The 19,465-nt window shown below is 52.0% G+C and carries 24 protein-coding genes; 10 read left to right on the top strand and 14 right to left on the bottom strand.

Annotated features, from left to right (window positions below; all coding sequences use genetic code 11):
* Positions 1-10: 10 nt before the first annotated feature.
* Together ACFDAU_RS09370 and ACFDAU_RS09365 are read right to left on the bottom strand one after the other, a co-directional pair.
* On the bottom strand, positions 11-394 hold the full coding sequence (locus ACFDAU_RS09370; protein ID WP_413436667.1) for a TssQ family T6SS-associated lipoprotein: 384 nt from the start codon (positions 392-394) through the stop codon (positions 11-13).
* 36 nt (positions 395-430) lie between these two features.
* The gene (locus tag ACFDAU_RS09365) at positions 431-2,110 is read right to left on the bottom strand and encodes a serine/threonine-protein kinase (RefSeq protein ID WP_413436666.1); all 1,680 of its coding nucleotides are present in this window, start codon (positions 2,108-2,110) and stop codon (positions 431-433) included.
* 179 nt (positions 2,111-2,289) lie between these two features.
* On the opposite strand from ACFDAU_RS09365, the gene ACFDAU_RS09360 reads away from it, so the two are divergent.
* Positions 2,290-3,123 (top strand): PP2C family protein-serine/threonine phosphatase, encoded by an 834-nt coding sequence (locus ACFDAU_RS09360; RefSeq protein WP_413436665.1) that lies wholly within the window; start codon positions 2,290-2,292, stop codon positions 3,121-3,123.
* Positions 3,124-3,135: 12 nt separating this feature from the next.
* Positions 3,136-3,840, top strand: a complete 705-nt coding sequence (locus tag ACFDAU_RS09355) for an FHA domain-containing protein (protein ID WP_413436664.1) — start codon at positions 3,136-3,138, stop codon at positions 3,838-3,840.
* 52 nt (positions 3,841-3,892) lie between these two features.
* Here the strand turns inward: ACFDAU_RS09355 and lplT are convergent, their stop codons facing one another.
* Positions 3,893-5,119, bottom strand: a complete 1,227-nt coding sequence (lplT, locus tag ACFDAU_RS09350) for a lysophospholipid transporter LplT (protein ID WP_413436663.1) — start codon at positions 5,117-5,119, stop codon at positions 3,893-3,895.
* 70 nt (positions 5,120-5,189) lie between these two features.
* Positions 5,190-5,741 carry a hypothetical protein gene (locus ACFDAU_RS09345; protein WP_413436662.1) on the bottom strand — a complete coding sequence of 184 codons (552 nt, stop codon included), beginning with the start codon at positions 5,739-5,741 and terminating at the stop codon, positions 5,190-5,192.
* A gap of 71 nt (positions 5,742-5,812) precedes the next feature.
* On the opposite strand from ACFDAU_RS09345, the gene ACFDAU_RS09340 reads away from it, so the two are divergent.
* Genes ACFDAU_RS09340 through ACFDAU_RS09330 form a run of 3 tightly spaced genes read left to right on the top strand, consistent with a single transcriptional unit; the run spans position 5,813 to position 7,849 of the window.
* Positions 5,813-6,727, top strand: coding sequence for a LysR family transcriptional regulator (locus ACFDAU_RS09340; RefSeq protein WP_413436661.1), 915 nt, complete (start codon positions 5,813-5,815; stop codon positions 6,725-6,727).
* Between the two features lie 20 nt (positions 6,728-6,747).
* Complete coding sequence (locus ACFDAU_RS09335; RefSeq protein WP_413436660.1) at positions 6,748-7,503, top strand: type 1 glutamine amidotransferase; 756 nt, start codon at positions 6,748-6,750, stop codon at positions 7,501-7,503.
* The gene (locus ACFDAU_RS09330; RefSeq protein ID WP_413436659.1) at positions 7,490-7,849 is read left to right on the top strand and encodes a hypothetical protein; all 360 of its coding nucleotides are present in this window, start codon (positions 7,490-7,492) and stop codon (positions 7,847-7,849) included. The genes ACFDAU_RS09335 and ACFDAU_RS09330 overlap by 14 nt, the downstream gene beginning before the upstream one ends.
* On the opposite strand, the gene ACFDAU_RS09325 is transcribed toward ACFDAU_RS09330, so the two are convergent.
* From ACFDAU_RS09325 to ACFDAU_RS09305, 5 genes are all read right to left on the bottom strand, one after another.
* Positions 7,846-8,739 carry a phosphoribulokinase gene (locus tag ACFDAU_RS09325; RefSeq protein ID WP_413436658.1) on the bottom strand — a complete coding sequence of 298 codons (894 nt, stop codon included), beginning with the start codon at positions 8,737-8,739 and terminating at the stop codon, positions 7,846-7,848. The genes ACFDAU_RS09330 and ACFDAU_RS09325 overlap by 4 nt on opposite strands.
* A gap of 86 nt (positions 8,740-8,825) precedes the next feature.
* Entirely contained in the window at positions 8,826-9,167 is a 342-nt protein-coding gene (locus ACFDAU_RS09320; protein WP_124705768.1) for an FKBP-type peptidyl-prolyl cis-trans isomerase, read from the bottom strand.
* A gap of 151 nt (positions 9,168-9,318) precedes the next feature.
* Positions 9,319-10,095 carry a UPF0149 family protein gene (locus ACFDAU_RS09315; RefSeq protein WP_413436657.1) on the bottom strand — a complete coding sequence of 259 codons (777 nt, stop codon included), beginning with the start codon at positions 10,093-10,095 and terminating at the stop codon, positions 9,319-9,321.
* A gap of 41 nt (positions 10,096-10,136) precedes the next feature.
* A complete protein-coding gene (locus tag ACFDAU_RS09310) occupies positions 10,137-10,778 on the bottom strand; it encodes a hypothetical protein (RefSeq protein WP_413436656.1) in 642 nt (213 codons plus the stop codon).
* A gap of 59 nt (positions 10,779-10,837) precedes the next feature.
* Entirely contained in the window at positions 10,838-12,301 is a 1,464-nt protein-coding gene (locus tag ACFDAU_RS09305; protein ID WP_413436655.1) for a protein adenylyltransferase SelO, read from the bottom strand.
* Positions 12,302-12,344: 43 nt separating this feature from the next.
* Between ACFDAU_RS09305 and ACFDAU_RS09300 the strand changes: the two genes are divergently transcribed.
* Positions 12,345-12,644 carry a hypothetical protein gene (locus ACFDAU_RS09300; protein ID WP_413436654.1) on the top strand — a complete coding sequence of 100 codons (300 nt, stop codon included), beginning with the start codon at positions 12,345-12,347 and terminating at the stop codon, positions 12,642-12,644.
* Complete coding sequence (glk, locus tag ACFDAU_RS09295; protein ID WP_413436653.1) at positions 12,637-13,617, top strand: glucokinase; 981 nt, start codon at positions 12,637-12,639, stop codon at positions 13,615-13,617. The genes ACFDAU_RS09300 and glk overlap by 8 nt, the downstream gene beginning before the upstream one ends.
* 53 nt (positions 13,618-13,670) lie before the next feature.
* Here the strand turns inward: glk and ACFDAU_RS09290 are convergent, their stop codons facing one another.
* A complete protein-coding gene (locus tag ACFDAU_RS09290; RefSeq protein ID WP_413436652.1) occupies positions 13,671-13,919 on the bottom strand; it encodes a hypothetical protein in 249 nt (82 codons plus the stop codon).
* An 82-nt stretch (positions 13,920-14,001) separates the two neighbouring features.
* Positions 14,002-14,589 (bottom strand): rRNA large subunit pseudouridine synthase E, encoded by a 588-nt coding sequence (locus ACFDAU_RS09285; protein ID WP_413436651.1) that lies wholly within the window; start codon positions 14,587-14,589, stop codon positions 14,002-14,004.
* Between the two features lie 59 nt (positions 14,590-14,648).
* On the opposite strand from ACFDAU_RS09285, the gene icd reads away from it, so the two are divergent.
* Positions 14,649-15,887 (top strand): NADP-dependent isocitrate dehydrogenase, encoded by a 1,239-nt coding sequence (gene icd / locus ACFDAU_RS09280; protein WP_413436650.1) that lies wholly within the window; start codon positions 14,649-14,651, stop codon positions 15,885-15,887.
* A gap of 2 nt (positions 15,888-15,889) precedes the next feature.
* On the opposite strand, the gene ACFDAU_RS09275 is transcribed toward icd, so the two are convergent.
* From ACFDAU_RS09275 to ACFDAU_RS09265, 3 genes are all read right to left on the bottom strand, one after another.
* Positions 15,890-16,093: a hypothetical protein gene (locus tag ACFDAU_RS09275; RefSeq protein WP_413436649.1), complete on the bottom strand. Its 204-nt coding sequence runs from the start codon at positions 16,091-16,093 to the stop codon at positions 15,890-15,892.
* Positions 16,094-16,103: 10 nt separating this feature from the next.
* Positions 16,104-16,325 carry a hypothetical protein gene (locus ACFDAU_RS09270; RefSeq protein ID WP_413436648.1) on the bottom strand — a complete coding sequence of 74 codons (222 nt, stop codon included), beginning with the start codon at positions 16,323-16,325 and terminating at the stop codon, positions 16,104-16,106.
* 134 nt (positions 16,326-16,459) lie between these two features.
* On the bottom strand, positions 16,460-16,663 hold the full coding sequence (locus ACFDAU_RS09265; RefSeq protein WP_124705778.1) for a cold-shock protein: 204 nt from the start codon (positions 16,661-16,663) through the stop codon (positions 16,460-16,462).
* A gap of 234 nt (positions 16,664-16,897) precedes the next feature.
* On the opposite strand from ACFDAU_RS09265, the gene clpS reads away from it, so the two are divergent.
* Complete coding sequence (clpS, locus tag ACFDAU_RS09260; protein ID WP_124705779.1) at positions 16,898-17,206, top strand: ATP-dependent Clp protease adapter ClpS; 309 nt, start codon at positions 16,898-16,900, stop codon at positions 17,204-17,206.
* 2 nt (positions 17,207-17,208) lie between these two features.
* Positions 17,209-19,464, top strand: coding sequence for an ATP-dependent Clp protease ATP-binding subunit ClpA (gene clpA, locus ACFDAU_RS09255; protein ID WP_413436647.1), 2,256 nt, complete (start codon positions 17,209-17,211; stop codon positions 19,462-19,464).
* Position 19,465 lies beyond the last annotated feature (1 nt).

Below are 19,465 nucleotides of genomic sequence, written 5' to 3'. Positions count from 1 at the left end.
GGTTCGTACTTTATCTTTTATGGCGGCGCTGTTCCGCCTGCGCTTCCCGGAACACGGGGCCCCAAATGGGATGACCTGCTTCCGAAGGGCTCAGTTCAAAGTCGGAATCGATCTCCATTGCTTCCTTGAACTGTTCCCGGCACTGTTTTTTCTTGTCCGATACGCAGTAGATGAACGCCAGATACTTGTGCGCCGTTACCCGGTCTTTCTTGAAAGCCAGCTCATCATTCAGGGCATTTTGAAGACTTTTTGCAGCGGTCTGGTAATGCCCGTTTTCGTATTCTTTCAAACCTGCAGAAAGTTCCTGCTCCGCTTTGCGCGGTGCGAACTTGTCCAGCCCGATATCTCGAATGGGAGTGGATGAACAGGCACTTGCAAGAAATGCGGCAAGCAAAAGACTGAACAGTAATCGTATGGACACGGGAAACCTCTATTTAAAAATGTATTTGATTTTCTTTGTCGAATCAGCCTGCAAGTCGACGACCTTGGAATAAGCTGGGAAATCCGTGTTTCTGATCTCAATAGTATGCCTGCCTGCTGGTATTTTTAACTCTTTAAGCGGAGGGGCTGCGCCTATCTTTTTTCCGTCTATATAAACTTCGCCCCATGGAGTGATCGCAAAACTGAGTAGCGCCTCACCCGTTGGCTCAGAAACAAGAGGCACACTTGTGGCTGCCTCGGTCTGCACGATCTCGTGCTTCAGCGATTTATGAGGTTCGGCATTTCTTGGCGTCTTTGCCGGGTCACGCAGAATTTTGGGTTGAGGGGCAATGGGCTCTGTTTTTAATAATTCACTATTCAGAGAATTGTCATTCACCGCCACTTCTATTTTCGGCGCGGCCACGCCAGGTGAGGGGCCGGGCGCTGCAGGGGGAACGACTGGTTTAGATAGAGCCACTTTTTCTTCTTGATGCGTGGATCTGCCACGCAAAACGAGAAAGGTAAAAATAAGCAGCAAAATCATGATCACTGCAATCAGAGAATTTTTGTTTTGCCAGTCAAAAAAACCATTGGCATTTGTCTTTGCTTGCATTGCCCTTGCGTTTCCAGAAATCGCTCTTTTGTTGATTAGCTGAGCGGAAGCAGGGCTCAGCAAAACAGTGGCCTCACCCACGTCATTTTTTGGCCTTGGCTGGCGTTTCGCGGTTTTGGCTTGGTCGGGTTCCGTAGTCGTGGATGTTGACCCATTGTCTTTGTAGTGCCGTAGATCGTATGCCAGGTCTTTTGCGGTTTGGTATCGCTCGTCCGGGTTTTTGGCCAGAGCCTTGGCGACAATAAGATTAAACGCAGCCGGAATGCGCGGAACGATTGTTGTGGGGGGGGCGGGTGTCTCATTAACGATGCGATACATGGTGGAGTTGATGTTATCGCCGTTGAAAGGGGACTCACCCGTCAACATCTCGTAGAGCACCACACCCAGTGAAAACAAATCTGCGCGACCATCAACTTCCGTGCCCAGTACCTGTTCTGGCGCCATGTATTTTGGCGAGCCCAAGACGGTGCCTGCAAGCGTTTTGGAGCCGGTGGGCATTTGCGCGATCCCAAAATCGGTGATTTTGGCCATGCCGCCGTGTACCAGCATGATATTGGCCGGTTTTATGTCGCGGTGGACTACACCATTTTTATGCGCATATTCCAAAGCATGCGCAACCTGTGCCGCGATATTGGCAATCTGATCGACGGACAGCGCGGTATGCACATCCAGAATTTCTTTTAAGGATTGGCCTTCTAAAAATTCCATCGCCATATAAGCGACATTGCCTGTTTTACCTACATCATAGATGGTAACTATATTCGGATGATTGAGGCGGCCAGCGGATTTGGCTTCCCTGTAGAAGCGTTCCTCGAAATTCGCAAGTTCGTCTTTAGAAAGATCAAGATTGATGGTCTTAATGGCAACAGTACGATCGATGAGCGGGTCGATTGCTTTGTAAACGACGCCCATAGCGCCTTGACCCAACTCAGAAAGAATTTCGTAACGGCCTAGTTTTTCGTTTGATTTGTGCGTTGCCATGGGATGTTGCGATTGAATTAAAAAACCATGAGGTCGAAACGTAATTGCGAGGGAAATATCCCAATCAATTTTCTCCATTGCGGTAAGAACGGCCACGGTGCAGATATCTTTAATGAATTTTAAACATTCCCTACAGGTTACGGTTTGTATTACTTATTTATGAAGGCAATTGAAGGAATTAATTGCTCTCAAACCCTTCAGAATTCGGGATAGAAGACGTAGATGGATACTTAATTGTCCGGCCTCAAATCATAAAAACAGGAGTCGATATTCATATGACTGCGCGCAGCCCTTTTCAACTAGAGATCGCCAGCGCCACAGATGCGGGCCTCATCCGCTCATTCAACGAAGACAGTATTGCTGCGGACGGGGAACTTGGATTACTGGTGCTGGCCGATGGTATGGGGGGGTATAAGGCGGGGGAGGTGGCGAGTTCTATCGCGACTGGCCTGGTGATGGACTATGTGAAACGAATATTGAATGACACGGAACCAGCGCCGATACAATCTGCCAAGCTTTCCCGTGAATCGATGGCGGTTAAATTTGCGATCGAAAAAACCAATCTGGCCATTTATAAAACAGCCCGAACCGAAGATAAATATACCGGAATGGGGACAACCATTGTTCTTATTCTATTTCATCATGGCCTGGCGACCATTGCCCATGTAGGCGATTCACGTCTCTATCGCTTGCGTCAGGGGCGTTTTGAATTGTTGACGACCGACCATTCTTTGCTCCAGGATCAACTGGAAATGGGCTTGATTTCATCCGATGATGCCAAGCTTTCCCATAACCGTAACCTTGTTTCACGAGCACTAGGCGTCGAAGCCACTGTCGACGTGGATGTCTACGAAGACAATGTTCAGATAAACGATATTTATTTGCTATGTTCAGATGGTTTGAATGACATGGTGGACGACGCAGACATTGAACTGGCGGTGAGTGAATTGCGTACCAATCTTCCCCTTACAGCAACTCAGCTGATACAGATGGCCAACGATAATGGCGGTCATGACAATATTTCGGTGCTGATTGCCAAAGTAAGGGCAGGCGAAGCAGAGGAGCGTGGCCTCATGGACAGATTGTTTAATTGGTTGAAATCATTTTAGGATCAGTACGCTATGGCGAAATTGGTGGTCAGTTACGAGGGGATCGTCAAGGGACATTATTTTCTCGACAAGGCGCGGTTTGTGATTGGACGAAAATCGGATAACGACATTTGTCTGGACGCGCCGGGAGTCAGCCATTTGCACGCAGTGATCATCGCCATTGGCAATGATCATGTCCTAGAAGATGCAGATAGCACAAATGGTATTTCGATCAATGGAGAAAAAATCACCAAGCATATTCTGCAGAATAATGATGTGCTCGAATTGAGCGGCTACCAGTTGAAATATGTCAATCAACGTGCAACGTCGGATATGGATTTCGACAAGACGATGATTATGAAAGCGCAGCAATTGGAAGTGAACGCGCTGCCCGCACACGTGACACCACAAACCAGGCCGCCATTGGCAACAGCGGTATTTTCTGCGCGTTCGGTAAAAACCAGTTTCCCGCTAGGCGGCGTGAAAAACCTGAAAGGGCAGGATCCCGAGGAAGAAATATTGATTAGCCGTCCACTGAAAACATTTGGTCAGCCCGGGATTCAGGTCGTTATGATTTCGCGTCGCCCGCATGGCTATTATGTGACTCATGTAGAAGGCAAAAAACATCCCAGGGTAAATGGAAAATCCGTCGGGTTCCGACCATTTCTGCTAAAGGAAAATGACCTGGTTGAAGCGGGAGAGATGAAGTTGAGGTTTTTTCTGAAACACTCCGGCTAGATGGCGTGTTCGTCGCAGTGAGCCACCCGTAATCCAGACCACTTCGCTACGCTTATATGTGCTGGACTCCTCCGATGCGGCGAAAGCGTATTTGAATCGTCAGCATCGACAGGCTGATAAAGCTGCCAAACGCAATAATGATCCAGTCCATTGGCCAGCCAGCCCAATCCATCAGTGCATAGAAACCAAGTAGAACGAGAATAGAGAGGTTTTCGTTGAAATTCTGGACGGCGATGGAGTGGCCCGCACCCATCAGCAAGTGGCCGCGATGTTGTAACAGGGCATTCATCGGCACCACGAAAAATCCACCCAGTCCGCCGATTACCATCAGCAGCCCGGCTGCGATGAGCGGGTCGCTGACAAACATCATGCCGATCACGACCAGGCCCATTACGATCCCTGCTGGAAGCACCTTGATTGAATCCTGCAGCTTGATGTAACGTCCTGCCAGTACTGAGCCGATGGCGATACCCACTGCTACAACGGCGGTGAGCTGGGTAGCCTGTTGCATATCGTATTTGAGTACCAGCCCGGCCCAGGTGAGGATAACCAGACGCAAGGTGGCCCCTGCGCCCCAGAACAGCGTGGTGACAGCCAGCGTGACCTGACCCAGGGGGTCGCGCCAGAGCAACTTGAAGCTGTGCCAGAAGTCATGCAGCAAAAACAACGGATTGCGCTTCGGAGGGCGATGGTCCATGGCGATACAGGGAATGAACAGATTAGCCAGCGCAGCTGCGATATATAGCAGCGTAATCAGCACAATGGCAAGCTTGGCAACACTGATGTCGCCCAGAAAAGGCAGATGCAGAAGAATGTTCTCGGAAATATCGGAATTGAGCATCAGTCCACCCAGAATGGCACCGAGCACGATGGCCGCTACGGTGGCGCCTTCCATCCAGGCATTGGCGGCGACCAGCTTTGCTGGAGGAAGATATTCAGTGAGGATGCCGTATTTTGCGGGAGAATAAGCCGCAGCGCCGAAGCCGACGATGCCGTAGGCGTACAATGGATTCAATCCTGCCAACATGGCAATACAACCGATCAGCTTGATGTTGTTACTGATGAACATGACACGGCCTTTGGGTAGTGCATCCGCGAATGCGCCGACAAAAGGTGCCAGCAAAATATACGAAACCACAAAGAATTCCTGCAACACCGGCGTGTGCCAGGATGGAGCACTCAAATCCTGAAGCAGGGCAATGGCGGCAAATAGCAGAGCGTTATCGGCTAGCGCAGACAAAAACTGCGCGCAGAGAATGATGTAAAAGCCCAGTTTCATGCGAGCATCATATTGTGGTGAATAGTCAGTGTAAGATGCAGCAATGTTTCCGGGTATATGACTTCCGGCATCACTGCGATTTGTTGTTTTGCTTGGACTTCACCAGCGCTTTAAGCATGGCTTCCTGCTCGGCAAAGGAAGGTGCGCGGCTACGGCTATTGAGAGCTGGATCCTTGCCAGGCAAAACGTGGCCGCCCCGTTCCTGCTCCTTTACCTTGAGATAGTCATCGAGGTCATCGTCCGTATAGCGCCCACGGAATCCTTTGGGTGCCGCTGCGCTCGATCTGCTTTTATAAACTTGCATGCGCAGCGCTTTATTAAGGGTGGCTACGCGATCATCAATCCAGCGGATATCATAAACCGCAAAGCCTGCGATAAGCACAACAATGACCAGCGCAGCCCAACCTGGGCCGAACCACCATGTCATCAACGCCGCAATGCTTGCAATGCGATAAACCCAGGCACCCCGAACATCTTCCAGGTAAGCCCGATGCAGGCCGAACGGAAACAATGCCAGCAGGCCGTAAGACTTGGAACGGCGTTTCATTAACTGCACCAGTCGCAGGTTCGCGCTTTGTAGACCTTCACCCTCAAGATCAAGATGTTTCCATGCATCGCTCATAAAAACTATCTATCTTCGCCCAAGAAATTGTGATTGAATAACGGATTATTCTTGCTCAAGTCCGCATACCCATGGCTGATCGCCGTATACAAGTATTCTACACTGTTGCCAAGCAGCTTAGCTTCACCAAAGCGGCCGAATTGCTATTCATGACGCAGCCAGCCGTAACGTTTCAGGTCAAGCAGTTCGAGGAACATCTCAACACGCGTCTGTTTGAGCGCACCCACGGCAAGATTGCTCTGACGCCAGCCGGTGATCTGGCAATGTATTACGCTGAAAAAATTCTCGACCTGAATGCCGAGATGGAAGCCCGCATGGCTGAAATGACTGGACAGATGAGCGGACCCTTGATGATTGGTGCATCCACTACTATTGCCGAATACATGTTGCCGCGTATTTTAGGCGATTTCAAAGCCCGGTTTCCACAAGTGCAGGCACGGCTGACCGTGGCCAATTCCGAAACTATAGAAAATCGGGTCAATGATCATAGTCTGGATGTAGGACTGATTGAGGCGCCCTCTCACCATCCCAACCTGACCACAGCGGTATGCTGCGAAGATGAGTTGCTCCTGATCTGTGCCCCGGATCACGCTTTCGCCAAATTGACTAAAATTTCCCCGCGTCAATTGGCAGAAATCCCCTACATCAGCCGTGAACTCGGATCTGGCACGCGAGAAGTGATCGATCGGTATTTTCGTGAAAATGGAATGCCGCCGGAAGATCTCAATATCGTGATGGAACTCGGTAGCCGCGAGGCGATCAAGGGAGCAGTTGAGGCCGGCCTGGGGGTGGCGATTGTGTCAGGCTCTACTGTGATTAAAGAGCTCAAGCTGGGTGATCTGGTTGCTGTGCCACTCGACAAACCATTGCGTCGGCAACTAACGTTGGTTTACGCACAGGAAAAATTCCGCTCCAAATTGCTTCAATCATTTCTCGATTTTGTGGATACCTGTCTACTCAATACTTCGGACAAATCTGCGAAATAAATTCAATACGGTAGCGAAAAATGAAACGATTCATGGTTGTCCAGCATACTTATTCTGAATTTCTAGGTCCAATCGAAAAGCAACTCGAATCGCGTGACATCGGCTTTCAGTACCAACGGCCATTTTTGGGTGCGGATTTGCCCGGAACCGCCACCCAGCACGATGCGCTGTGGTTGCTGGGCGGAGCTTATCCAGTTACCGACCGGGAGGCCTGCCCTTGGATTGACGACGAAATGCGCCTGATCGGATTATTCAAGCGGATGAAGCGCCCGATTGTCGGCATCGGCTTTGGCGCGCTGGTCGTGGCGCAATACGAAGGCGGTATGGTGCACGAAGAGCCCTACTTCAATGCTTACTTCACCACATGTCATAAAACCGAGGCCGGACGCGACGACCTGCTGGCCAATGCTGTGGATGGCAAGAAGATGCTGGTCATGTACAACGGTAGCGCAGACTTGCCCGCCGGGATTGAACCTATTGTGGTGGATGATGAGGGTAATTGGCTCGCGATTCACCCGGATGAATTGACCTATGCCATGCTGTTTCGCCCGGAAATCAAACCCGGCATGATTGAAGACATGATCATGGAAGACAATCGTCCGCTGCCTGATAATATTGGTGAACTGCTGGGGCAGGCTCGCGAGCTTTGGGTACAGACACAAAAGAATACCGCCGAAGTGTCTTTGGCGCTGGTCACAGCACTTGACTTGATGACCGAGCATCGGAAAATGCCGGTGTTCAGTCTCAATGTGGTGAAGACCGATGACTCAAAATGAAAAGAAACTGCTTCAGCAGTTTCGCAGTTTGACTGAAAATCAGCGCGAAACTTTGCTTGATTTTGCTGCATTTTTAGCGACGCGCGAAGAGGTTGCTGAAGCCTCCGAACCTGCCCAGCCTGTACCGATGGAGCGCCCGGCACAGGAATCGGTGGTCAAAGCCATCAAACGCCTGATGGCAACTTATCCAATGCTGGAACGCAACAAGCTGCTGCATGAAACTTCCAACCAGATGACCCGCCATGTGATCCACGGCATACCGGCTGTGACGGTGATTGATGAGCTTGAAGTCTTATTTCATCGCCACTACGAAGCGTATATCACCCCTCCAGACAAGAAACCTTAGCCTGTTACCGTATCACGCGCAGCAATCATTTCGGCAATCAATGGCGTGCAAATTATTTCAATCGCCAGCGTCATTTTCCCGCCGGGGACCAGCATGGTATTGCGCCGCGTCATTTGCGCACCGTCTATTTTTTTCAATAATTCCGGAAAATCGAACTGGCGTGGATCGCGCAGGTGGATTACCACGATGCTCTCGTCAGCGCCTGGAATATCGCGTGCGACAAAGGGGTGTGAGGTATCCACGAGTGGAACGCGCTGCACATTGATGTGAGTGCGTGCGAATTGCGGCACGATATAGTCTACATAATCCGGCATGCGGTGCAGGATGGTGTCAATCACCAGTTGCTCGCCGCAACCGCTACGGCCGCAATCGTGATGAATTTTTTGTATCCACTCAAGATTGACCGAAGGGGTGACACCCAATAATAAATCCACCTGTTCGGCTATCTGAATGCGCTTGGCGGTTTTGCTTCCCGGTTGTGAAAACCCGCCATGATGCCCTTCATAAAACAATACGTCAGTATCGGCAGGGAGTGACTGCCACGCTGTAAATTTTCCTGACTGCGTGCCGAAGCGCGTTGCTTCAACGTCGTCGTGGGCATAATAGCGGGTCATTCCGGTACCGGATTGGGCATACTCACGAAAAAGTGCTTCCAGTTTGTCGAGCAGATTGGCATCAGGATGGAAATGGCTGAAGCGCCTGTTCTGGGTGGTGGCAGCGTTGATTTTATCGCACATGACCGAACGCTCGTGGCGCAGGAAGCCGTCGCCCTGTATCCAAGCTGCCTGAATCTGCAAGCGCCGGAACAGATCGGCAAAGGCGCGCCGTACAGTTGTGGTGCCCGCGCCGCTCGAACCGGTTACTGCGATGATGGGATGCTGTTTTGACATTTGTATCCTCCGCCGCCAAGCCGTTTTATCAAGATAAGCTTTAAACCTTGAAAAACAGCCAGGATCAAATCCTGAATGACGCCGCTTTATTTGACCTTGATAAGTTCCACATCAAAAATCAGTACTGCATTGGGTGGAATCACGCCACCCGCACCGCGTGCGCCATAGCCCAGTTCTGCCGGGATGGTGAGCTTGCGCTTGCCGCCTTCTTTCATACCGACCACGCCCTCATCCCAGCCGCGAATCACCTGTCCGGCGCCAAGGCGAAATTCAAACGGTTCGTTGCGATCTTTACTGGAATCAAATTTGGTGCCATTGGTGAGCCATCCCGTGTAGTGCACCACCACGGTGTGACCCGCTGTTGCGGTAGCGCCGGTGCCTTCAACGAGGTCTTCATAAATCAAGCCGGATGCGGTGGTAGTTGCCATTCTGCTGCTCCTGTCGGTGGTGGATTTGGTCGATTTTACGGTTGTGTTAACGGAACTGGTTGCATGTGCACTGCCGCTGGCAATGAATGCGACTAATGCAATAGAGATGAATAAGCGAATTTTCAAGTTCAGGCTCCTGGTAAAATATTATTCAGTGTAATTTTTCCGGTGCACCGCAGCATTTCTTGAATTTCTTGCCGCTACCGCACGGGCAGATATCGTTGCGACCCGGGTCGGGTATGGTGCGCAGGGGTTCCGAGGGTGTGTAGTCTGCCACACGTTGCCAAAATCCGCGCAAATCATAGGCGGCAAGGATGGCGGCGCCTATCCATTCCGTACGAGTGTGCTCGCGTTCGTGTGTGGCTTGTTCCGCGTCCGGAATGGTCAAAATGTAAAATGGGTCGAGCAGGGCGTCCAGCACGTCTTCCAGTGCATGCCCGGCGGGCAATGTCCACTCGTCTTCCCAGTGTTCCACTCCCCAAATAAAGCCTTCCGCCCAGGCCATACCCATGTAGGCAATATCCAGCGATGCTACTTCCGCTCGCTCGTCGGGATTCATGTCAGACAAGGTAGCTTCCCAATCGTTGAGGAATGGCACCAGTGCCTCGGGTTCGGTCAAATCTTCGATGGGCTGAGCCAGCGCCGCGCCCACGTCATGCCAGCGCCGATTGAAAAAATCCATGAATTCGGCACATTGTGTGCTACTGGAAAATGCCGCCATGTAATCTTCACCCAATAGAGCAGCAAGATATTCGGCCGGCTTGATAGGGCGCGGCGCGCAGTGGAGCGCGCAAATCAGGCCATCCAGCGCTTCCAGTTCAAGCGGAAAATCGGTACGGTCGCCAATGCTGTCCAGTAGTTCGGCGAAAGCCGCAATCTCTTCGGGAGAGAGGGGCATGCACTTGTCATTTTCGGAAGGTGTATTCATGGGGCGTTCGCCGGGAAAATTCCAGACCTGAACAATGTTGTCTAAAGTGGCAAGAATACCATTGCTCCGGCTGTCTGCACGAACCAGTTAATGCTACGGTTGGTTTTGTCGGCGATGATTTTGGCGAGGGTGTCTTGCTCGGCAATGAGTTTGCCGAATTCGCGTTCAAAGCTCAGATTGCTGCCCGCCGTGTCCATGCTGTTGGAGATCAGGTACAGCCTGCCTTGTACGTCACGTGCTGTAGCAAGCTTCCACGCTGCCGTTTCGGTGTTGCGCGCGCTATTGTAGAGTTTTTGCGGATCGAGGTCGTCAAGCACGAAAAACTCGGTTTGGTTATTGTAGGCAGCCATGATCATGTCTGAAAGCCCTGCCATGTAGGCGAGGACTCGATCACCTCGGTAATCGGGGTTGAATGCGAGAAATATGGCTTCTGCGCCGTGCTTGCCCTGTAATGCTGCAAAGTTGCCAGTGCAGGGCGGGGTGAGCCGGTTGAGCGCGGTTTCCAGAGTCAGGCCGGATTTCCGTAATTCACGTGGGTTGCGTTTGTAGAGTTTTTCAGCCAGCACACGCAGATGCTCCAAAGCGGCTTGCTGGTGGGCTTCAATCACCATATCGGTATTGGATTTGGCGATGTCGCTGAAGCTGTAGTTTTTGTTGGGCAGAGGCTTTCCATCGCGTTGCATGATGGGTGTGCTGCATCCCGCGACTAGAAAGAGTGCGCAAGCCAGCGGAACGGCCAATTTCACGATGAGCAACTCACGCTGATCTGGCTTGCCCAATCCGGCGGGGCACTTGCGTAGACTGCATTTTCTGGTTGCTCGTCGAAAGGGCGGCGCAGCAGATCAAGCAGACGGTCGACTTCGCTGAAATCGTGGTCGTCGCAGGCGCGCCGTATTGCGACTTCAGCCAGATGGTTGCGCAGGATGTATTTGGGGTTGGTGCGGTACATGGCGTTGCGCCGCGTCGTATCCGTGCTGTTTTCCGTTTGCAGGCGGGCGCGATAGTCCATTGTCCAGGAATCGAATGCAGCGCGATCCGGAAACAGATCGCGCAATGCTGCGTTGGTGGCACCTGGTGAGGAGTCGAAATCGCACAGCGCGCGCCAGAACATTGTGTTGTCGACATGGTTGCTGTGCAGGATGTCGAGCACCCCGGTGATGAGCGGCACACTGTCCTTGCCGGCCGCGATACCCAGTTTGGCGCTCATCAGATCTATGTAGTGGGTTGCGAAGGCAGCCGGATAGATGTCGAGGGCTTCTTTGGCTGCATCAACTGTCATCAGCGGCGTAAGCGCCTGGGCCAGGCGGGTGAGATTCCAGGCGCCGATATCGGGTTGCTGGTCAAAGGCATAGCGGCCCCCCTGGTCTGAGTGGTTACAGATATAGCCCGGATCATAAGCGTCGAGAAAGCCAAACGGACCATAGTCAAGTGTGAGACCGAGAATGGACATGTTATCGGTATTCATCACGCCGTGGGCAAAACCGACTGCCTGCCACTGGGCCATCAGGCGAGCGGTGGTCAATACCACGGCACGCAGGAAAAGCGGGTATTTGTCTGGCGTATCCACCAGTTCAGGGTAATGCCTTGCGATGACATAGTCGGCGAGGATGCGTATGGCTTCGGGTTGGCCACGAGAGAAAAAGACTTCAAACGAGCCGAAGCGCACAAAGCTCGGTGCCATGCGCATCACCACGGCGGCGGTTTCAATTTGTTCGCGGTACACCTCATCGGCACTGCCGACGATGGACAGTGCGCGCGTCGTGGGGATGCCCAGCCCATGCATGGCCTCCGAGCACAGATACTCGCGGATACTGGAGCGTAATACGGCGCGGCCATCGCCATTCCGTGAATAGGGCGTCAGGCCGGCGCCTTTCAACTGCAATTCCCAGCCGCCATGTGGCGTTTGCACTTCACCCAGCAGGATGGCACGACCATCACCGAGTTGCGGAACAAAGTAACCGAATTGATGGCCCGCATAGAGCGCTGCGATGGGTTGCGCGCCATCGATATGAGCGCTGCCAGACAGGTAGGCAGGCGCTTCAGGGCGCTGTGCCTGGGCAGGATCCAGTCCAATGAGGGTGGCGGCATCCGCATTGAAGCTTACCAGGTGAGGATGGACTAGCGCAGTGGGTGTTACCGCGCTATAAAAAATGGGAGGAAGCGCGGCAAAGCTGTTGACGAAAGGGAGCGTTTCAAATGTATGCATAAGCGTAGAATACCGCATTTGTCATTTCATATTTGGAGTCGTAATGAAGAAAACCTATGTTGGCATAGATCAGGATCAATACGGTGGCATGAGTGCAATGGGAGCCATTATCAAGGACGCATGGCTGTTTGGGATCCTGCCGGAAACCGAAACTTGTGCCGGGTGGGATGTGAATCGTATTCAGATTTTGTATGACAAAACCCAGGTCGAATGGGATAAATATGGTTGCCTTGCCTCTAATTTGCCAGCGGGGTTGCGCGAACGCCATGCACGCATCCATGCCGCAGCGATTGAGCGTGCCAAGACTATGGGGTGGGAACCCGAAATGTACTTGAGTGAGTAAACCAACGCATATCCTGGCCGGGGACGTGGGAGGCACGAAGGTATTGCTGAGCCTGTCAGAAGTGGATGCAACCGGCAGTTCAAAAGTTAAGGAGCAGCGCTTTGACAGTCCGGAATTCCCGGATTTCGAAACGCTATTGGCGCATTTCCTGGAAAATACGCCGCCCATTTTTGCAGCCTGCTTTGGCGTACCAGGACCAGTGAAAGATAACGCTGCGCGGCTTACGAATTTGCCGTGGTTTGTCGATGGTGCCGCAATCGGCAGGCGGTTCGGGATTGCATCGGTGCAGCTTCTCAATGATTTCGCGGCGGTTAGCCATGGAATTGCTGCGCTGACACCGCAGGATATTCAGGTTTTGCAAACTGGTGCGCCCCAGGCAGGTGCCGCACGTGCGGTGTTAGGGGCAGGTACAGGCCTGGGTGTCGGATTTCTGTTTCCATGTGGCGCGGGAGAAATTGTCATGCCTAGCGAGGGCGGCAACGTCGATTTTTCTCCCGGCAATGACATGGAAATCGAATTGCTGCGTTTTCTTCGGCGACTTTATGGACAGGTTTGTGTGGAGCGCGTCGTATCAGGTCCGGGGCTCGCCAATATTTACGCTTTCGTCTGTGAATATGAGCAACACCGGCCTGTGCTGCTGGAATCAGCCGATCCGCCTGCTGCGATTGCAGAAGCGGCACAATCCAAAAAGGACATTGCCGCGAAGCACGCTCTGGCCATGTTTTTTCGGGCCTACGGCGCTTTTGCCGGGGATCTTGCATTGCTGTCGTTGTCGCATGGCGGAGTGTATATAGCGGGTGGAATTGCTGCCAAACTGGCACCGGAGATGACGCAAGGCGGTTTTATCGGAGGTTTTCTGGACAAGGGACGTTATCGCAGCTTGCTGGAAACGGTGCCGGTATATCTGGTGATGAATACAGAGGTGGGGCTGCTGGGAGCTGAGCGGCTGGCGGCACACCAAGCGTCAGCTTGAGTCAGCAATAAAAAGGGCAGGGAATACCCTGCCCTTGCGTACTCTTGACCTAGTTATTTGGCAGCAGGGCCCATTTCATCTTTTTTCATGTCGTCTTTTTTCATCATTTCTTTTTTGGCAGCATGCTTCTTCGTAGTGTGCTTTTTCGCAGCGTGCTTCTTGGCAGGGTGTTTTTTCATCGGGGACTTGGCAGCCTCGGCTTTAGGGGCTTCGGCAGCAGGTGCTGCAGCATCGGCAGCAACGGCGGAGAAGGAAACAGCAGCGAAAGCGGCAACCAGCAGAGCGGACAGCAGTTTGTTCATTTGGACTTCCTTTTAAAAACAATTGATCAAGGGTTTTTAGCAACACGAAACAACACGTGTCACGGCAACTAACGCAGCTTTATTACAGTCGGTTGACATACTCGTCTTTATTTAATGCGGCGAATTCAGCTACAGTCGTCTCCCGGTACTCGCCGGGCATCAGCTTTTCCAGCGTGATGCCACCAATTTGCCACCGGATCAGACGCAAGGTGGGATAGCCAACTTTGGCCGTCATGCGCCTGACCTGGCGGTTTTTTCCCTCTTTCAAAACCAGTTCAATCCAACTGGTAGGGATATTTTTTCGTTCTCGAATGGGTGGCAAACGCACCCAAAGATTCGCAGGCTCAGTGATGGCGCGTGCCTGGGCTGGCAAGGTGATGAAATCCCCTAAATTGACACCACTTTGCAAGGCTTGCAGTGCGATGCCATCGACTGCGCCTTCAACCTGCGCCCAATAGGTTTTCGACAATTTATGGATGGGATGCGCAAGACGATGTTGTAGCGCACCATCATCGGTTAAAATAAGCAGTCCTTCACTGTCTGTATCCAGGCGCCCGGCTGGATAAACGCCGGGAATAGGGATGAAATCCTTGAGCGTTGGATGTTTGCCGTCCGGACTGAACTGGCAAATTACGCCGTAAGGCTTGTTGAACACTACAATGCGACTCATCTGTACCGGCTATCGCTGAAAGTAAAGCAACCATTCTAACTTGTTGAAATAAGGTAATCATGTATCAGCATATCCAGATGCCGACTTCCGGCGAAAAAATCACGATCAACAATGACGCTTCACTCAATGTTCCCGACCAGCCGATTATTCCCTTCATTGAAGGGGACGGGACCGGAGTGGATATCACATCGGTGATGCGTCGCGTGGTGGATGCGGCGGTAGCCAAGGCTTATGGTGGCAAGCGCAGTATCGCCTGGATGGAGGTCTACGCAGGCGAAAAGGCTGTCAAAGTCTATGGTGGCGACAACTGGTTGCCCGATGAAACGGTAGCCGCCGTGCGCGAATACGTTATTTCAATCAAGGGGCCTTTGACCACGCCGACCTCCGGCGGTATGCGCTCGTTGAATGTGGCGTTGCGACAGTTGCTGGATTTGTATGTCTGCCTGCGTCCGGTACGTTATTTTGACGGTGTACCCAGTCCGGTAAAAGCGCCGGAAAAAGTGGATATGGTTATTTTCCGTGAAAATACCGAGGATATATACGCGGGGGTGGAGTGGGAGGTTGGTACGGATGAAGTGAAAAAAATCATTGCGTTCCTGCAAAACGAAATGGGCGTGAAAAAAATCCGTTTTCCTGAAACTTCCGCCATCGGCATCAAGCCTGTTTCCGTGCAGGGCAGCGAGCGCCTGATCCGCAGGGCGATTCAATATGCCATCGATAATGGGCGCAAATCCGTTACCCTGGTGCATAAGGGCAATATCATGAAGTTCACCGAGGGTGGCTTCAAGAAATGGGGCTATGAACTGGCCAAGCGCGAATTTGGCGCGGTAGAAATTGATGGCGGGCCGTGGTGCAAGTTGCCCAATGGTATCGTTATCAAGGATGTGATAGCCGACGCATTTTTGCAACAGATTCTATTGCGGCCGGATGAATACGATGTGATTGCAACGCTGAATCTGAACGGGGATTACATCTCGGACGCGCTCGCGGCAGAAGTGGGGGGTATTGGTATTGCGCCAGGTGCCAATTTGTCCGATTCAGTCGCCATGTTTGAAGCTACGCACGGCACTGCGCCTAAATATGCGGGCAAAGATTATGTCAACCCGGGCTCCATTATTCTTTCCGCAGAGATGATGCTACGTCACATGGGCTGGCTGGAAGCCGCTGATATCCTCATTGCGAGCATGCAGGAGACAATTTCTGCTAAAACAGTAACCTATGATTTTGCGCGTCTGATGGAAGGTGCGACACAGGTGTCGTGCTCGGCATTTGGCGAAGCGATGATTTCGCATATGTGAGTTTATTCAGGCCCTGCATATTCAGTGCGAACATGCTCGGGTTTGGGCGGTGGTTCGATGCCACTGCTGCGCAGTAAACTAATCAATTCATCGGCAATTTCGCCGAGTTCATCACGCATCGCTTCCAGGCCCTCCAGCAATTGTGCGGATTCGGTTGGCAACATGCTGATCTGGGTAGTTTGTTTATCGAGTGCTGAAATGTGCATGACCAACCCCCTATTTGGCTTCAGGTTGATGCGCGCCCGGCTCCCAGGCATGGGGTGGTTGCCGGAAATCATTCTCTGCATCGTAATGTGCTTCGTTCAGCAGGTAGGCAAAATTCAATAGCGCGGTATGTGCATCCTCGGCATGCTGTATGACGGTTTTGGCGAGTTCCCGCGCCTGTTTCTGACTCAGGTCCAGAAGCAGGGATCCATCTGGTTGAAGTTGGGTGTGCATATCCATTTCCTTCATAAAGACTGTGACAGATGTTTTAATCTAGCACAGCCTTTTTGAAAAGCCAGAATACAAAATTCAGGGCGAAAAAAAACGCGGAACCAGGTTCCGCGTTTTTAAGTAATCGGTGAGCCGATTTATGCAGGCTGAATGTTCGATGCCTGTTTGCCTTTCGGGCCTTGGGAGACCTCGAATTGGACTTTTTGACCTTCCTTCAGGGTTTTGAAGCCACCCATGTTGATGGCGGAGAAGTGAGCGAAAAGATCTTCGCTACCATCATCCGGGGTAATGAACCCAAAGCCTTTAGAATCATTGAACCACTTTACGGTGCCAGTTGCCATTGCTACATCCTTGATAAAAACAGGCCAAAACGGCCAGGGGCTGTTTGAAAATCAAGATCGCACAACGGCATTACCAGACTTGCAGGAACCTTGACGCCAAACTCCAGATTGCTTTTTACGCCTGACCAGTTGATTTTGCAAGTGTCTGGCAAATCTTTTTTTAATCGATAACACTTGAAAATTTCGCTCCAGTCGTCAAAATGGTTCCTAACTATCCGGAAACTATCAAGCGCCATGGCAACCAAGCACCGCGATGACACCGTTCTGGAAGCAAGCGAAACAAAACTCAAGCCGCCGCCTTTATACAAGGTAATGTTGTTGAATGACGACTACACGCCAATGGATTTTGTGGTTCTTGTGATTCAGAACTTTTTTTACAAGAGCCGTGAACAGGCTACGCAAATCATGCTCAAAGTACATAGGGACGGCATGGGAGTGTGTGGCGTATTTCCCCGCGATGTTGCGGCAACCAAGGTAGAGCAAGTGGTCGGGTTCGCCCGCCAGCACCAGCATCCGCTGCAATGCGTGATGGAGGAAAATTAGAGATGATTGCGCAGGAATTGGAAGTTAGTTTGCATATGGCGTTCATGGAGGCGAGACAAAAGCGCCATGAGTTCATTACGGTCGAGCACCTGTTGCTGGCGATGCTGGATAATCCATCCGCTGCAGAGGTGTTGCGCGCATGCGGCGCCAACACGGATGAACTACGCCGTGGACTGGCTGATTTCATCACCGAACATACGCCTACGGTCACCGGGAGTGAGGAAGTTGATACCCAGCCTACACTCGGGTTTCAGCGGGTCATTCAACGTGCCATCCTGCATGTGCAGTCCTCCGGCAAAAAAGAGGTAACCGGCGCAAATGTGCTGGTAGCCATTTTTGGCGAGAAAGATTCACACGCAGTGTATTTCCTGAATCAGCAAGGCGTGTCGCGCCTGGATGTGGTCAATTTCATCTCGCATGGTGTGAGCAAAGTCCCGCAGGGCAGTACTGCGCGTCCGGAAGCCACTCCCGAGGCAGGTGAGGAAGCTGCACCCGCTACGGCGCTGGAAACCTATACGCAAAACCTTAATGTGCAAGCGCTGGCAGGCAAGATTGATCCGCTCATTGGGCGTGCGATGGAACTGGAGCGGGTTATCCAGACATTGTGCCGTCGGCGCAAGAATAATCCATTGCTGGTAGGAGAAGCCGGGGTAGGTAAAACCGCCATCGCAGAAGGCTTGGCACGGCGTATCGTCGAAGGGGTGGTACCGGATATTTTATCGGATAGCACGGTGTATTCGCTGGACATGGGCGCATTGTTGGCAGGCACCAAATACCGTGGAGATTTTGAGCAACGTCTGAAAGCCGTGTTGAAACAGCTGTACGAAAACCCGCAGGCAATTTTGTTTATTGACGAAATTCATACACTGATTGGTGCAGGTGCGGCTTCGGGAGGCACTTTGGATGCTTCCAATCTGCTTAAACCGGCGCTTTCATCCGGGCAACTCAAATGCATCGGTGCTACCACATACAATGAGTACCGCGGCATTTTTGAAAAGGACCATGCCTTGTCGCGGCGTTTTCAGAAAATCGATGTGAATGAGCCCTCGGTCGAGGAGACAGTGGAGATTTTGCGTGGTCTCAAGTCACGTTTCGAAGCTCACCATGGCATCAAGTACACAGCTTCAGCGCTCACCACTGCGGCAGAACTTTCGGCACGCTACATCAATGATCGGCACTTGCCAGACAAGGCAATCGATGTGATCGACGAGGCAGGCGCTGCGCAGCGCATTCTGCCCAAATCACGGCAGAAGAAAATTATCAGCAAGCGCGAGATCGAAGAAATCGTAGCCAAGATTGCGCGGATCCCATCCAAGAATGTGACCAGCGATGACCGCGATGCGCTGAAAAACCTCGATCGGGACCTCAAGGCGGTGGTATTCGGCCAGGATAAGGCAATCGATTCACTGGCTGCCGCGATCAAGATGGCTCGCAGTGGTTTGGGTAATCCACAGAAACCCATCGGTTCTTTCCTGTTTTCTGGCCCCACCGGCGTGGGCAAGACCGAAGTGGCGCGTCAGCTTGCCTACACCATGGGTATTGAGCTGATTCGTTTCGATATGTCCGAGTATATGGAACGTCATGCTGTGTCGCGGCTGATCGGTGCTCCTCCGGGGTATGTCGGTTTTGACCAGGGCGGCTTGTTGACCGAGGCGATTACCAAACACCCCTACGCGGTCCTATTGCTGGATGAAATCGAAAAAGCGCACCCGGACGTGTTCAACGTGCTATTGCAAGTCATGGATCACGGGACGCTAACCGACAACAATGGGCGCAAGGCGGATTTTCGCAACGTGGTGATTATCATGACCACCAATGCGGGTGCGGAGTCGCTCAATAAGTCCGGTATCGGCTTCACGCTTGGTAAGCAGACCGGTGACGAAATGGCCGACATCAAGCGTGCCTTTACCCCGGAATTCAGGAACCGGTTAGACGCGATGATTTCGTTTGCACCCTTGTCTCAGGAGGTTATCCTGCGCGTCGTAGACAAATTCCTGATGCAGCTGGAAGACCAGTTGCACGAGAAAAAAGTCGAGGCGACATTCACGGATGCGCTCAAGGCACATCTAGGCAAGCGGGGTTTTGATCCATTGATGGGTGCACGCCCCATGGCCAGGCTGATTCAGGATGAAATACGCCGGGCGCTCGCAGATGAATTGCTGTTTGGCCGATTGGCGAATGGCGGAAATGTGGTAGTCGACATGGATGAATCCGGTGCCATCAAACTGGTATTTGACGAGGAAAGTGCGACCGTCTGAA

The sequence above is a fragment of the Sulfuriferula sp. GW1 genome, assembly GCF_047300855.1.
In the GTDB taxonomy this organism is placed as follows: Bacteria; Pseudomonadota; Gammaproteobacteria; order Burkholderiales; family Sulfuriferulaceae; genus Sulfuriferula.
This window is presented reverse-complemented; position numbering and strand designations above follow the sequence as displayed.

Bases quoted from the DNA above. Each gene is read 5' to 3' on its own strand.
- ACFDAU_RS09360 (WP_413436665.1), top strand. From the start codon at position 2,290: ATGACTGCGCGCAGCCCTTTTCAACTAGAGATCGCCAGCGCCACAGAT.
- ACFDAU_RS09355 (WP_413436664.1), top strand. From the start codon at position 3,136: ATGGCGAAATTGGTGGTCAGTTACGAGGGGATCGTCAAGGGACATTAT.
- lplT (WP_413436663.1), bottom strand. From the start codon at position 5,119: ATGAAACTGGGCTTTTACATCATTCTCTGCGCGCAGTTTTTGTCTGCG.
- ACFDAU_RS09345 (WP_413436662.1), bottom strand. From the start codon at position 5,741: ATGAGCGATGCATGGAAACATCTTGATCTTGAGGGTGAAGGTCTACAA.
- ACFDAU_RS09340 (WP_413436661.1), top strand. From the start codon at position 5,813: ATGGCTGATCGCCGTATACAAGTATTCTACACTGTTGCCAAGCAGCTT.
- ACFDAU_RS09335 (WP_413436660.1), top strand. From the start codon at position 6,748: ATGAAACGATTCATGGTTGTCCAGCATACTTATTCTGAATTTCTAGGT.
- ACFDAU_RS09330 (WP_413436659.1), top strand. From the start codon at position 7,490: ATGACTCAAAATGAAAAGAAACTGCTTCAGCAGTTTCGCAGTTTGACT.
- ACFDAU_RS09325 (WP_413436658.1), bottom strand. From the start codon at position 8,739: ATGTCAAAACAGCATCCCATCATCGCAGTAACCGGTTCGAGCGGCGCG.
- ACFDAU_RS09320 (WP_124705768.1), bottom strand. From the start codon at position 9,167: ATGGCAACTACCACCGCATCCGGCTTGATTTATGAAGACCTCGTTGAA.
- ACFDAU_RS09315 (WP_413436657.1), bottom strand. From the start codon at position 10,095: ATGAATACACCTTCCGAAAATGACAAGTGCATGCCCCTCTCTCCCGAA.
- ACFDAU_RS09310 (WP_413436656.1), bottom strand. From the start codon at position 10,778: ATGCAACGCGATGGAAAGCCTCTGCCCAACAAAAACTACAGCTTCAGC.
- ACFDAU_RS09305 (WP_413436655.1), bottom strand. From the start codon at position 12,301: ATGCATACATTTGAAACGCTCCCTTTCGTCAACAGCTTTGCCGCGCTT.
- ACFDAU_RS09300 (WP_413436654.1), top strand. From the start codon at position 12,345: ATGAAGAAAACCTATGTTGGCATAGATCAGGATCAATACGGTGGCATG.
- ACFDAU_RS09290 (WP_413436652.1), bottom strand. From the start codon at position 13,919: ATGAACAAACTGCTGTCCGCTCTGCTGGTTGCCGCTTTCGCTGCTGTT.
- ACFDAU_RS09285 (WP_413436651.1), bottom strand. From the start codon at position 14,589: ATGAGTCGCATTGTAGTGTTCAACAAGCCTTACGGCGTAATTTGCCAG.
- icd (WP_413436650.1), top strand. From the start codon at position 14,649: ATGTATCAGCATATCCAGATGCCGACTTCCGGCGAAAAAATCACGATC.
- ACFDAU_RS09275 (WP_413436649.1), bottom strand. From the start codon at position 16,093: ATGCACATTTCAGCACTCGATAAACAAACTACCCAGATCAGCATGTTG.
- ACFDAU_RS09270 (WP_413436648.1), bottom strand. From the start codon at position 16,325: ATGCACACCCAACTTCAACCAGATGGATCCCTGCTTCTGGACCTGAGT.
- ACFDAU_RS09265 (WP_124705778.1), bottom strand. From the start codon at position 16,663: ATGGCAACTGGCACCGTAAAGTGGTTCAATGATTCTAAAGGCTTTGGG.
- clpS (WP_124705779.1), top strand. From the start codon at position 16,898: ATGGCAACCAAGCACCGCGATGACACCGTTCTGGAAGCAAGCGAAACA.
- clpA (WP_413436647.1), top strand. From the start codon at position 17,209: ATGATTGCGCAGGAATTGGAAGTTAGTTTGCATATGGCGTTCATGGAG.